The following is a 12,376-nucleotide window of genomic DNA, read 5'->3' as shown; positions in this document are numbered from 1 at the left end:
ATGCGCACGGGTGATTTCAGTCCAGGCCATCGTGATCTCCATCGAATCTCGCAAATCCGACGGAATCACAACCTGCTGAAATCACTCAACTCTTTTTGGAACGGACACTCAGGATCCGCTGGAAAGTGCTTCGGCTAGCGACCTCCCACTGAAGATCTCCAGCGCGCGCGCCGGATCCCGCGCGATCAGCGCTTCGATGCGCGTCCTAGCCGTGCTCTCGCGCCAATCGGCTTCGGCCCTTTGCCTGCTTTCGGGGTCGAGGTTCATCCTGGCTATGAGGTCAACGCCGGCGCTGCGGGCGACGTCGAAGGCGGCGGTGTCGTCCGGATCCGCATTCGCGATGGTGCGCAATTCTTCGGCCTGGGCCGCCGCCAGATGGTCCTGCTCATACCGGGCGCGCCGCTGATTTTGCTGCAGCGCCATGCGTATCGAGCCTGCCTCGCGCAGCGCGGGCTTGCGGCCGGCGAGGCCCGGGCGCAGTTCGGCCGGCGCCTGTTTGACGAAATCGTCGAACAGCGTGTCGAACAGGCCGGTCTTCACCACCTGGCCGGTGCGCGGATTGACCTGCCCGTACATGGCGTCGTGCAGCCCGGCGCCGTCGGCCGCCGCGTTGGCCAAGGCGTCGGCCTCGGCCTGCGCGAGCTCGCCATTCAGCCGGCGCGCGGCGATCTCGGTGTCGAAGGCCTGCTGCTGCGCCTGGCGCCGCTGATAGTGCCCGGCAAGCGCCTGCCACTCGTCGTCGAGTGGCTGGGCCGCCTCGCCGGGTGGCGGCGAGTCCGCACCTTGCACCGGATTGCCGGCATCGCGCCGCCGCTGGCCGACGGAGAGAGGAATGACGTAGACCATTGGCTGTCTCCTGCCGGCTGGCTCTGGAAAAGGGCGCAGGGCAGCGGCGATCGCGGCATGGCCGGATCGCACGCGCGCTGCCGCGTCGCGGGTTTGGATCGAGGATTTGCTGGAGAGATCGGGCGCGCCCGCCGGAGTTGCGGGCTAGCGACGCAAGGCGGCGCGGCGTCTAGCCATTCGGGGCTCCCTGGCGGAGCAAGACGCGAAACGAGATACGCCGATCAGCGGATCGATGCCACGCTCAAGGGCATCGTAAGGCGTGGAATTTTGATGTGCCACGGTGCTCAGCCGAGGTCGCGGCATGGATCTCCGGTTCGAGCCAGGAGATGACGAAGTAAGTGAAGGGCGGGCCGCCGACTTCTTGACTGGCCTTACCGAAACGCCGCCAGCGGGTTGCTCTGCGCCAACGCTCCGCGCTGCATCCCTACACAGCCATTTCTAGTCGAGCTTAATTCGAACAGGTGTTCCATGGGGGAGTTCTTTGACCCGAGTTATAAGTTGGCCCATCAAATGCCAATAAACCTCAAGGTCTGACAGTTCGCGGTTTTGAAGATCGTCTTTTCCATTCAGAAAAAGCGGCGTCTTATAGCCCACACACTGGTCATAGGCCGGCTCGGCGCCTCCGGCATTGCGCCAATCCGTATATGCATTTGCCGCCAATGCCGCATCCGGATAGTCCACCATTTCGACCTCGTGAAAGGTTCGTATATTGGCAGGCACCTGAAGCGCCTCTCCTGCTCCCGGATCGAACATCACGACACCTGGTTCCCCCTGCTCCAAGCGCCAGCTGTCGGTTGCAAAAGCAGTGCCTTGCCAATCATAGCCAAAGCAGGCGATTCTCCCGGCAAACTCTGGAAAGCCCAAACAAACACGGGCATTCCAATCAGCCACCTCTGACGCCCGGACAATTCGGTACAGGCCATGCTTGAATGAAGCGCCGCCAAACCTGGCCAGCAGTTCGTTCATTTCGCTGATTTTCGTATCTAACATGAATTCTGCGCTCCTCATCACCGGGTGGGCATCCATTGGAAAATTTTTCACGAAGTCATCAAACATTAGCGATCTCCAATCGTCACCCTATTTATCTTGGTCCCGTGAGGTAGACTCTTGACACTGTTCTTTATCTGAGCGCCAAAACTTCTGTTAACACTCCTGTCCAAACGATCCAAATTAGATATTTCTTCCGATCCGTTTAACTGTAAATCTTGTATATGGTCGACATCCTCGCTAGGCGCGACCTTGTTGCCGGCTTCAATATATCTGCGGCGAGCCGATTTTGAATCTCGAACCACGTGATGGTTTACCGAAGCATCACTATCAGTCAATCGCTGAGCTTTGAGAGTAGCAGCTTCTCGTTGCGACGCGTCCCATTTACGCATGTGGTACACGTGGATGTCCTGACCCGTGGAGATTTCATTGGTCGCCGCTCCTGCTGCCGGAGTTTGATGGTCAGCGGCAGCGGGTTGGTCAGATACTGCGGGTTCGATTTTTGCTGGGGTTTTCGCGTTTTTGAAATGTCCTCGGATTTTCGCGGCGGCCCAGCGACCAGCCGCTCCAATTCCCTCAGCAAGCGCATTGCCACCGGCCCCGAAAAGCGCCCCGGTGCCCATCTCGCGCACAATGTCCCGGCCGTTGAGCGCGGCGTCGACGCCGCCGAACACCGCACCGTCAGCGGCGGCGGTCGCGCTTCGCGCGAAGAAGCCCGGCAACCCCTTCAGGCCTTCCGCTGCGAACCTTCCCGTGAAGGTAAGACCCGCGCGTTGAAGACCGTGGCCGGTCGCGAAAGCGCCGAGTAGGTTCGCCGCCTCGCCTGCCGAACCGGCCCGGTCCTGCGCGTCCTCCGTTTCGGCTTGCTCGGCCGCCAGAAGCTCATCGTAGCTTTTGTCGGAGAAAAGCGAGTTCACGCCGGCGGTGAGCCTGTCCGCCTGGCTGAACGTCGCGCCGTTGGCGATAAGCCTGAAAGTGTCGTTCGTGGCCGCGAGCGGCTTTTGCCACCATAAGCCGGCATGGAACCGCACCCTGGCGGGATGCGCGGCCATCTCGATCAGATTGGCTTCCAGGGCTTGCTCCTGGGCCTCCAACTCCGCTGGCGTGATGTTTGGATTGCCTGCCGCGTTCCGGCGCAGGCCGGCCAGGGCCGAAGGGAACACTTGTCCAACGACGATGAAGCGCGCTTCGGGGTCGCGCACCGCCTTGAGTTTCTCACTCAGCTCGATGATGCGCTGCTGCAAGGGCACGCTTTCATCGACGTATCTTGCGCCCAGCCCATCCGCCACATCCTGCGGCACGGACAACACTTTGCTGAAGCCCATCTGCGCCTGGGCGGATCTGACCCAGGCGACGGCGGACTGGAACTCCTGGGGCGTCTCAACCTTGCCCCAGTCAGGAGCGCTGTCGCGAAACAGGTCATTGACATAAGCGACGGGATCGGCGTCCCGGGCGGCCAACACCAACTGCGCGGCGCCGGACTTTATCTCGTACCGCTCGCGCTCTTCCGGTGAGCCATCGGGTCCCGGTTCGAGATCCCGCAACTCGGCATGTATCGACCGGTTCGGCGCTCGATACATGTCGGAGAATGCCTTGGCGACGGCGGTCGTTACCCGGAATTGGTCGAGATGCTTTGGCCCCTCTTCCGCGCCATAGATGTTGACGAAATCCTGCGCGGTCGGCTCTTCCTCAGGGTACTTTCCGGTGGCCGCGATGACAGCCGGCGCGTTCTGCTCGGCAAGCATGACCCTGGCATGTGCACCGATCGTCTGGGCCGCGCTGGCGTTGTTGGCCTTGTTCGTCAGTGCCGCGAGATCAGCGGGCTTGAGATAGGTAATGGCCTCGAGGGGAATGGCCGGATCGGGTGGAGCAGTGTCCCCAAACGCCTGCGCCACCCTTTCATCCGGCGTCAGTTTGCCGACGCGATCGCCTTTCGCTGCCTTCAGGCTGCTCGGCGCGAGCATCCAGCCCATCGTCTCGTCGCCGGCGGCATCGTTGCTGGCAGCTTGTGTTGTCGCTCCCGTCGTCAGCATATCCAGCGCGCGCTGCGGATCCCTGGCGATCAGCGCCTCGAAGCGCGCCTTGGCGGCGGTGCCATACCAGTCCTTCGCCATTTGCTGCCGGATGCCGGGATCGACTCCCATCCTGTCGATGAGGTCGAGGCCCTCCTGCCTGGCCGCTTCGAAGGCCAGGTGATCGTCGGGGTCGGCATTGCCGATGGCGATGGCGCCGGTCTTCAGCGCCGTGTCCACTTCGGCCTGCTCGTAGTCGCGGCGCCGCTGATTTTGCTGCAGCGCCATGCGTATCGAGCCTGCTTCGCGCAGCGCAGGCTTGCGGCTGGCGAGGCCGGGGCGCAGTTCGGCCGGCGCCTGTTTGACGAAACCGTCGAACAGCGTGTCGAACAGGCCGGTCTTCACCACCTGGCCGGTGCGCGGATTGACCTGTCCGTACATGGCGTCGTGCAGGCCCGCGCCGTCGGCTGCCGCGTTGGCCACGGCGTCGGCCTCGGCCTGCGCGAGCTGGCCATTCAGCCGGCGCGCGGCGATCTCGGTGTCGAAGGCCTGCTGCTGCGCCTGGCGCAGCTGATAATGCCCGGCAAGCGCCTGCCAATCGTCGTCGAGTGGCTGGACCGCCTCGCCGAGCGGCGGCGAGTCCGCACCTTGCACCGGATTGCCGGCATCGCGCCGGCGCTGGCCGACGGAGAGAGGAATGACGTGGACCATTGGCTGTCTCCTGCCTGGCGGTGTTCAGGCGCAGGGCAGCGGCGATCGCGGCATGGCCGGATCGCAGGCGCGCTGCCGCGTCGCGGGTTCGGATCGAAGATTGCTGGAGAGATCGGGCGCGCCCGCCGGAGTTGCGGGAGAGGCGCAAGGCGGCACGGCCGCCTGCCGCTCGTTGCTCCCTGACGGAGCAAGGCGCGAAGCGAGATACGCCGGCTAGGGGATCAATGCCGCGCGCAAGCGCATCGTAAAGGCGTGGAATCTTGATGTGCCGCCCCGGCCGAGGTCACGGCATGGATCTCCGGGTCAAGCCCGGCGATGACGAAAGCGAGGGAGCACCGTTGTCGAAACGCTTCCAGCGGGTCGCTCTGCGCCGGCGGCCGCCGGCGCTTCTTGATGGTGCCGGCCCTCTTCTCCACGCCCAAGCGGAGAAGAGTGTCACCGCCTCGTCAAGCACCATTGACATTTATCCGCGTACCCGGAGGCAAACCTCGAGCCTTCGCGATGAGCTGGGCCGAAATGTGCCAATAGACTTCCAGATCCGTCAGCTCCAGATTTTCCTCGCCGTCCTTGCCGCCAAGGAAGAGAGGAACGTTGTAGCCGATGCATTGGTCATAGGCGGGTTCGGCGCCGCCATTTGCAAGCCATGTCGCGTGAAAATTCGAGGCCAGCGCTGCGTCGCGATATTCGTCCAACTCCATCTCATGAAAAGTCCGCACATTGGCCGGCACCTCAAGCGCTTCGCCGGTGCCCGGTTCGAACATCACCACACCTGGCTCGCCCTCCTCGGTTCGTTCGGTATCGACAGCGAACGTCCTCCCAAGCCAATCATACCCAAAACAGGTGATTCGCCCGGCAAATGCAGGAAAACCCAGGGTTATCCTGTCGTTCCAGACAGATAAGTCCCGTGCTCGAACAATACGATAAAGTCCGCGACCGAAAGAGGCGCCGCTGAAGCTGGAAAACAGCTCATTCAGGCTTTTGACGCCGGTATCGATGCGGACAATGTCAAGCTTGCCGCTCGCATCCTGCGAAAAACCTTGCCGAAATTTTGGAAACATTATCGATCTCCGATCGTTAATTTACCAATCCTCGCTCCATGAGGAAAATGATTTTTGTTCTCGGTTTTATTGGTCAACCATCAGGAGATCTCGAATCTATTGCCAAAAGCATTAAATGCCCTGTATCAATCAGACTCGTGTTTATTCATCAGATTCAGCGCGGCCTTTGATGTCGACACGACATGATGCCACTCCTCGGAATGAAGATGGACTTCATCTTTCGCATAGTGACCGTCATTCGCAACAATTATGTATAACCACTGAGCTACTTTCTGTATTGCCAGAGCCTCCTCCTCAGAATACACAGAAACACCGATTTCAGCTTTCGGATCCTCCGTAAAATCGTTATCGTTTAGCAAAAAACCGAGATGCAACCTCAGCCGATCATGCTCCCGACCCGGTGGACAACGCCGCTCGATCCAGCAAGCCTGCTGATAATCAACATCGCTCAGACACGTCAAAGTGTGCCGTATCTCCGCGCGCTTGTATGTGGCTGTCAATTCCTTACTCATGGCTTAAGAATATCCTTCCATCCTTTGTAAACATCCATTGAAACGTGGGCGTTGAGCGGATCAATACTTATCCCGGTTAGATTGCCATCCACCCCGACGACACCTCGTCCGTTATTTACAACGACATGATCGATTTGTTGAGAGGGGAAGTCACTGTTTGGGTCACCCTTATCGACCCTGATGCTGACTTGCTTTCTTGTCGGATCAGAGAAGGTGAAGCCAAAGCCTTGGCCATTTTGCTTCACGGTCCAGCCCCTTGGTATTCGCGGCATGATCTCCTGGTTCACTCTCTCAAGAAACCTTTCTTCGTCTTTTTCCTCCGGGCTGCCTGCTGGATCTGATATCAACAAGCCTGCAACTGGTCCGGCGATTTTTGTCACGCCCCTACCCGCAAATCTCAAGAAAGCTCTGAATATGGCCGCCGCGGTGGCCGCACGGGCGTTCATGCGAGCTCGCCGTGCTTGATGAAATGCACGCCTTCTCGCGGCATCCGCATCTGCGTTTTCACCAACAATCTCTGTCTCTGAGCTGGTATCTTCAAGCGGGAGAGGCTCAACTTCAGGATTGTTGTGATTCCTTGGAAAGGAGCCCTCCCGATGCCCTCCGGCGTAGGCCTTTTGACCAGCAGCTAAGTCAGGGGGCTCCTGATCATTGCTCCTTTGCGAACTCGCATCGCTATAAGCTCGCTCATTGCTTCTGGCTTTGCTTTGTTGGAGAGCTGCACTGATCTGCGAGGACGTTGCCGCAGCTACGTCTGGGTCTGAGGTTGCTGTGAGAAATCTCCGCAGCGTCGAAGATTTCTGCTGCTGAGAAACGCCGACATCGGTGAGCATATTCGCGATGCTCACCGCCACGATCTGCGGCAAGGGTCTAACGTCGATGACGCCGATCTGCCTCTGCGCGGCCACGGAGCGAGCGATTGCATCTTGATAGGCTGTCGGGTCGCTGCCTTCCGACAAGTCGCGCCACGCGGCGTTAACGCTTGGGATGACCTGCTGAACATAGCCAGCAGGATCTTCGCGCCTCATGCTAAAAGTCTTGAGCGCAGCGGCGGCTGTAACCTGGTACCGTCTTTGCTTCTCCCCAGAACTGCCTGGCCCAGGCTCCGCATCGCGCATCGCCGCGTGGATCGCTTGGTTGGTCATGGTCCGCATGCGAAATGCTTGGCGGCCAATATCTATCTTTTGGGAAAAGCGGTAATATTGCTTGCTACCCTCTTCAGCGCCGTAGGTGGCTGCGAAATCTGAAAGAGTGGGTATGAAACCGAAGTAGTTGCCCGAGCTGGCGATTGCTTCCGGGGCATTCTGCAAAGCCAGTGCGATGTTTGCCCGCGCCTGGATCAGTTGTGCCGCCGTCGCAGTGTGCGCCTGATCTATCAGTCGCTCAATCTCGTTTGCAGGCAGGGCGGTTATATACTCCTGTGCCGCCATTGTCATCGTCCGGTCAGGCGTCAGGACGTCGTCCCCAAACGCCTGCGCCACCCTTTCATCCGGCGTCAGTTTCCCGACGTCATCGCCTTTCGCTGCCTTCAGGCTGCTCGGCGCGAACATCCAGCCCATCGTCTCGTCGCCGGCGGCATCGTTGCTGGCGGCTTCTGTTGTCGCTCCCGTCGTCAACATATCCAGCGCGCGCTGCGGATCCCTGGCGATCAGCGCCTCGAGGCGGGCCTTGGCGGCGGCGCCGTACCACTCCTTCGCCATCTGCTGCCGGATGCCGGGATCGACCCCCATTTTGTCGATGAGGTCGAGGCCCTCCTGCCTGGCCGCTTCGAAGGCCAGGTGATCGTCGGGGTCGGCATTGCCGATGGCGATGGCGCCGGTCTTCAGCGCCGTGTCCACTTCGGCCTGCTCGTAGTCGCGGCGCCGCTGATTTTGCTGCAGCGCCATGCGTATCGAGCCTGCTTCGCGCAGCGCGGGCTTGCGGCTGGCAAGGCCGGGGCGCAGTTCGGCCGGCGCCTGTTTGACGAAGTCGTCGAACAGCGTGTCGAACAGGCCGGTCTTCACCACCTGGCCGGTGCGCGGATCGAGCTGCCCGTAAATGGCGTCGTGCAGGCCTGCGCCATCGGCCGCCGCGTTGGCCACGGCGTCGGCCTCGGCCTGCGCGAGCTCGCCGTTCAGCCGGCGCGCTGCGATCTCGGTGTCGAAGGCCTGCTACTGCGCCTGGCGCAGCTGATAATGCCCGGCAAGCGCCTGCCACTCGTCGTCGAGTGGCTGGACCGCCTCGCCGGGCGGCGGCGAGTCCGCACCTTGCACCGGATTGCCGGCATCGCGCCGGCGCTGGCCGACGGAGAGAGGAATGACGTGGACCATTGGCTGTCTCCTGCCTGGCGGTGTTCAGGCGCGCGGCAGCGTCGATCGCGGCATGGCCGGATCGCACGCACGCTGCCGCGTCGCGGGTTTGGATCGAAGGTTCTGGAGAGATCGGGCGCGCCCGCAGGAGTTGCGGGCTAGAGGCGCAAGGTGGCGCGACGGCTTGCCGTTCGCCGCTCCCTGGCGGAGCAAGGTGCGAAGCGAGCTACGCCGATCAACGGATCAATGCCGCGACCAGGCGCTGCAACTGCGTGAAATCTTGATGTGCCGCGGTCCTCGGCCGACGTCGCCGCATGGATCCCCGGGTCAAGCCCAGGGATGACGAATGTGAGTGAAGGGCGGCCGCCGACCTCTTGACCGGCCTTACCGAAACGCCGCCAGCGGGTCGCTCTGCGCCACCGGCCGCCGGCGCTTTTTTGATGGCGCCGGCCTCTTCTCCACGCCCAAAGAGGAGAAGAAGGTCACCACCTCAATTCGCGAAGTTTTTGTTCACGAACATCTCGGCAAATTGCTGGGGCGTGAGCGTCACATTGTTGTCGCGGGCGATTTGGCCCGCCTTATCGAAACGCCGCCAGCGGATCGCCCTGCTCCGGCGAGCGCCAGCGTCCAGATGCTACCTGAAGAGTTCACTTTCACCGAAACTAAGACAGCGAAGGGGATAAACTTGAGTTTCGAAGATCTGGCAAACGAGCATCAGGCGCGAGACATGCTTTGCCCAACCAGCCGGGCTATCTTGGCCCTGGTGCCTACTCGCCGCCAAATGGGAACTAATGCATTGGAACCGTAATTCGTAATCCGTAATTTGACCGCCTTAATTCCATGCTACAGACTAACCATTGTAGGGTTCAACGATCGCAGATGGGATGCCGAAGTCTTCGAGAAGATTCAACACGCGCTCCGAGACGACAAGACGGAGATTCTGCGCGATGCCAAAATCATCCTCACCTGCTTTTCCACTTACCTTCAGCCACACGAAGCTCGGAAGCTCCACATCAGGTTGCAACTCTAGAAAGTCCTCTGACTTTATGACGTCAACATGAGCGAAACTCGCACCTGAAAAACCGATGTTCAGCAGCCCTTGCCTGACTTCATCTACAATCAGGAAGCAGGGAAACGTGGTTACAATCACATCACCAAACCAACCTTCCATCAAATAGACCAGTTTATTTACGACTGGAGGATGAACAGTCGCGTCCATGACCGTACCGCGACCAATTCCACCAGCGACATCAGGTTTTATGTAGAAATATGCCATCATTCACCTACCGGATGGTCAAAAAGATGTCCGTACTTCTTATCTATCTCTGTTACCTTATCAAGGATTTCTTTTTTAGTAGCAGTTGGGTGCGTCGCATAGAAATCATCCATTTCTCGACGAATTACCTTTTTATGAAGAGTTACATCAAATTCCTTTTTTATTCCGCGAAGATTCTCCAAAGAGTTAATTTCTTCATTGGTAAATACACCAGGATATCGATCAAAAATCTGCTGCTCAACTCCATGATGCACGATATAATCGTCGGGATTTAGCTTTGGGTTTGCGCTAAAAAAAGTCTTTCGATAGTCTGTTGATGGTTCCCACCCTACCGTAGCTCCCCCATACCGAACTCGGGACGGATCCCTCGCAAGCATAGCACCGAGCATTTCATTCTCAAACCTACGCTTAGATGTGTTCGATGAAGACTTGGAGGACGAGCGCGCCAGGCCTTGCTGAAATCGAAGAGTCTCGATCTCTACGCCACGGACAAATGCCTCACCGGCTGACTCATTGGACCGCCTAAGAAATTCCGGGAGTTTTTCAATCCAGGGCTCGGCGAACCTGCCAACGCGCTTTATAATGGGGGCAGCCAAACCGCTCGCAGGGAGTATCCCTACAGCCTCAAGCGCGGCATCGCCGTATCTGCCTTCCAATGTCGCAGCACCGGCTCTGTCTAAGGAAAAAGCAGTCCCTAAGAGCGTCAGATCGGCTGCCGAAAAACCGTCCTCGCCGAGTCCATCGGAACCAACAAGTTTTTGCGCGAGAAACCGCCTGAAACTGCCGCGCGGGCTGTCACCAGCGATAAACCTCCCATATTGTTCTTGAAGAGTGGGAATGTAGTTAGTGAGTTCCCCGGTCGCAGTTGATCGGCCTGGCTCGATAGCGTTGCCAAGATCGAGCAATCCCATCGGGTCGACTATCGCGTCTCGACCTGTTCGATCCGCCGGGCTGTAATCTGCTTGAGCTGAGCTTTGCTGAAGCAAATGGCCCAGCATTGCCTGGCGGGAGATTTCCGTGGGAAGCGCGGAGAAGATGCTGCTTAGCTCTGCGTCCTGGCCTTGCGATCGATCTCGGAGCCCGTCGACCATGCCATCCACCACGGCATTGGGCAGTGGCTGAGTTGTTTCGAAGCCCAGTTGCTCCTGAGCCGCTATCGAGCCGGCGATCGCCGCCCGATAGTCCTCAGGCTTCGAAATGTTGTTCCAAGCTGCGTCGAGGTTCTTGAACGACTCCCGAACATAGCCACCAGGATCACCTTGCCTGGCTCTGAGCGTCAGATCGGCCGCAGCAGCTATGGCTTCATGCCGGGCTTTGTCTTCAGTCGGCGTGACACTGTCCGGCTTCGGCTCGGAGTTCGCAACCATCGCCCGAACTGCATCGTTCGGCATGGTCAGCATGTCGTGGTAACGGTGACTTATCTCCAAGGTTCTGTTGAAGGCTTGGAAGCGTCGGCCTCCCTCACTGGAGCCATAGAGCGCCAGCAACTGCGCCTCGGTCGGCATCGGCCCGGAATACGTCCCGGTCTTTCTAATTGCCTCTGGTGCGTTCTGCTCCGCCAAGCTGATGCCGGCGCGCATCTCAATTTGTCTGTTGGCATCGGCGAGCCGAGCCCGCTGGAGCAGAATCGGCCGTTGCTCAGGTGAGATGCCGTCTCCAAACGCCTGCGCCACCCTTTCATCCGGCGTCAGTTCCCCGATACGATCGCCTTTCGCCGCCTTCAGGCTGCTCGGCGCGAGCATCCAGCTCATGGGCTCGTCACCTGCGGCATCGTTGCCGGCAGCGTCTGTAATCGCTCCCGTCGTCAGCATATCCAGCGCGCGCTGCGGATCCCTGGCGATCAGCGCCTCGAAGCGGGCCTTGGCGGCGGTGCCAAACCACTCCTTCGCCATCTGCTGGCGGATGCCGGGATCGACCCCCATTTTGTCGATGAGGTCGAGGCCCTCCTGCCTGGCCGCTTCGAAGGCCACGTGATCGTCGGGATCGGCATTGCCGATGGCGATGGCGCCGGTCTTCAGAGCCGTGTCCACCTCGGCCTGCTCGTAGTCGCGGCGCCGCTGATTTTGCTGCAGCGCCATGCGTATCGAGCCTGCTTCGCGCAGCGCGGGCTTGCGGCTGGCAAGGCCGGGGCGCAGTTCGGCCGGCGCCTGTTTGACGAAGTCGTCGAACAGCGTGTCGAACAGGCCGGTCTTCACCACCTGGCCGGTGCGCGGATCGAGCTGCCCGTACATGGCGTCGTGCAGGCCTGCGCCATCGGCCGCCGCGTTCGCCACGGCGTCGGCCTCGGCCTGCGCGAGCTCGCCGTTCAGCCGGCGCGCTGCGATCTCGGTGTCGAAGGCCTGCTGCTGCGCCTGGCGCAGCTGATAATGCCCGGCAAGCGCCTGCCACTCGTCGTCGAGTGGCTGGACCGCCTCGCCGGGCGGCGGCGAGTCCGCACCTTGCACCGGATTGCCGGCATCGCGCCGGCGCTGGCCGACGGAGAGAGGAATGACGTGGACCATTGGCTGTCTCCTGCCTGGCGGTGTTCAGGCGCGCGGCAGCGTCGATCGCGGCATGGCCGTATCGCACGCGCTCTGCCGCGTCGCGGGTTTGGATCGAAGGTTCTGGAGAGATCGGGCGCGCCCGCAGGAGTTGCGGGCTAGAGGCGCAAGGTGGCGCGACGGCTTGCCGTTCGCCGCTCCCTGGC

At 60.4% G+C, this 12,376-nt stretch carries 12 protein-coding genes; 3 read left to right on the top strand and 9 right to left on the bottom strand.

What is annotated here, in order from left to right; genetic code table 11:
- Positions 1-108 precede the first annotated feature (108 nt).
- The 3 genes from FFS37_RS35090 to FFS37_RS35080 form a co-directional block, all read right to left on the bottom strand.
- Entirely contained in the window at positions 109-846 is a 738-nt protein-coding gene (locus tag FFS37_RS35090; RefSeq protein WP_137935473.1) for a hypothetical protein, read from the bottom strand.
- Positions 847-1,284: 438 nt separating this feature from the next.
- The gene (locus tag FFS37_RS35085) at positions 1,285-1,902 is read right to left on the bottom strand and encodes a T6SS immunity protein Tdi1 domain-containing protein (protein WP_232375914.1); all 618 of its coding nucleotides are present in this window, start codon (positions 1,900-1,902) and stop codon (positions 1,285-1,287) included.
- A complete protein-coding gene (locus FFS37_RS35080) occupies positions 1,902-4,556 on the bottom strand; it encodes a hypothetical protein (RefSeq protein WP_137935472.1) in 2,655 nt (884 codons plus the stop codon). Before FFS37_RS35080 ends, FFS37_RS35085 begins: the two co-directional genes overlap by 1 nt.
- On the opposite strand from FFS37_RS35080, the gene FFS37_RS35075 reads away from it, so the two are divergent.
- Entirely contained in the window at positions 4,543-4,773 is a 231-nt protein-coding gene (locus FFS37_RS35075) for a hypothetical protein (RefSeq protein WP_137935471.1), read from the top strand. The two genes, FFS37_RS35080 and FFS37_RS35075, sit on opposite strands and share 14 nt — an antisense overlap.
- Positions 4,774-5,002: 229 nt before the next feature.
- On the opposite strand, the gene FFS37_RS35070 is transcribed toward FFS37_RS35075, so the two are convergent.
- The 4 genes from FFS37_RS35070 to FFS37_RS35960 form a co-directional block, all read right to left on the bottom strand.
- Positions 5,003-5,614, bottom strand: coding sequence for a T6SS immunity protein Tdi1 domain-containing protein (locus FFS37_RS35070; RefSeq protein WP_137935470.1), 612 nt, complete (start codon positions 5,612-5,614; stop codon positions 5,003-5,005).
- A gap of 125 nt (positions 5,615-5,739) precedes the next feature.
- Positions 5,740-6,126: an SCO4402 family protein gene (locus tag FFS37_RS35065; protein ID WP_137935469.1), complete on the bottom strand. Its 387-nt coding sequence runs from the start codon at positions 6,124-6,126 to the stop codon at positions 5,740-5,742.
- On the bottom strand, positions 6,123-8,207 hold the full coding sequence (locus FFS37_RS35060) for a hypothetical protein (protein ID WP_137935468.1): 2,085 nt from the start codon (positions 8,205-8,207) through the stop codon (positions 6,123-6,125). Before FFS37_RS35060 ends, FFS37_RS35065 begins: the two co-directional genes overlap by 4 nt.
- A 69-nt stretch (positions 8,208-8,276) precedes the next feature.
- On the bottom strand, positions 8,277-8,435 hold the full coding sequence (locus FFS37_RS35960; protein ID WP_171026556.1) for a hypothetical protein: 159 nt from the start codon (positions 8,433-8,435) through the stop codon (positions 8,277-8,279).
- Positions 8,436-8,766: 331 nt separating this feature from the next.
- On the opposite strand from FFS37_RS35960, the gene FFS37_RS35055 reads away from it, so the two are divergent.
- Entirely contained in the window at positions 8,767-9,222 is a 456-nt protein-coding gene (locus FFS37_RS35055) for a hypothetical protein (protein ID WP_137935467.1), read from the top strand.
- Positions 9,223-9,264: 42 nt separating this feature from the next.
- Here FFS37_RS35055 and FFS37_RS35050 read toward each other — a convergent pair whose 3' ends face one another.
- Together FFS37_RS35050 and FFS37_RS35045 are read right to left on the bottom strand one after the other, a co-directional pair.
- Complete coding sequence (locus tag FFS37_RS35050; protein WP_137935474.1) at positions 9,265-9,690, bottom strand: hypothetical protein; 426 nt, start codon at positions 9,688-9,690, stop codon at positions 9,265-9,267.
- The gene (locus tag FFS37_RS35045; protein WP_137935466.1) at positions 9,690-12,191 is read right to left on the bottom strand and encodes a hypothetical protein; all 2,502 of its coding nucleotides are present in this window, start codon (positions 12,189-12,191) and stop codon (positions 9,690-9,692) included. The genes FFS37_RS35050 and FFS37_RS35045 overlap by 1 nt, the downstream gene beginning before the upstream one ends.
- Here FFS37_RS35045 and FFS37_RS36085 point away from each other — a divergent pair.
- Positions 12,178-12,376, top strand: a 199-nt coding sequence (locus tag FFS37_RS36085; protein ID WP_210240519.1) for a hypothetical protein, incomplete at its 3' end; no start/stop codon positions are given. The genes FFS37_RS35045 and FFS37_RS36085 overlap by 14 nt on opposite strands.

Origin of the sequence: Mesorhizobium comanense (genome assembly GCF_005503535.1) — a bacterium.
Taxonomy (GTDB): Bacteria; Pseudomonadota; Alphaproteobacteria; order Rhizobiales; family Rhizobiaceae; genus Mesorhizobium; species Mesorhizobium comanense.
This window is presented reverse-complemented; position numbering and strand designations above follow the sequence as displayed.

Bases quoted from the DNA above. Each gene is read 5' to 3' on its own strand.
- FFS37_RS35090 (WP_137935473.1), bottom strand. From the start codon at position 846: ATGGTCTACGTCATTCCTCTCTCCGTCGGCCAGCGGCGGCGCGATGCC.
- FFS37_RS35070 (WP_137935470.1), bottom strand. From the start codon at position 5,614: ATGTTTCCAAAATTTCGGCAAGGTTTTTCGCAGGATGCGAGCGGCAAG.
- FFS37_RS35045 (WP_137935466.1), bottom strand. From the start codon at position 12,191: ATGGTCCACGTCATTCCTCTCTCCGTCGGCCAGCGCCGGCGCGATGCC.
- FFS37_RS35080 (WP_137935472.1), bottom strand. From the start codon at position 4,556: ATGGTCCACGTCATTCCTCTCTCCGTCGGCCAGCGCCGGCGCGATGCC.
- FFS37_RS35065 (WP_137935469.1), bottom strand. From the start codon at position 6,126: ATGAGTAAGGAATTGACAGCCACATACAAGCGCGCGGAGATACGGCAC.
- FFS37_RS35050 (WP_137935474.1), bottom strand. From the start codon at position 9,690: ATGGCATATTTCTACATAAAACCTGATGTCGCTGGTGGAATTGGTCGC.
- FFS37_RS35960 (WP_171026556.1), bottom strand. From the start codon at position 8,435: ATGGTCCACGTCATTCCTCTCTCCGTCGGCCAGCGCCGGCGCGATGCC.
- FFS37_RS35085 (WP_232375914.1), bottom strand. From the start codon at position 1,902: ATGTTTGATGACTTCGTGAAAAATTTTCCAATGGATGCCCACCCGGTG.
- FFS37_RS35075 (WP_137935471.1), top strand. From the start codon at position 4,543: ATGACGTGGACCATTGGCTGTCTCCTGCCTGGCGGTGTTCAGGCGCAG.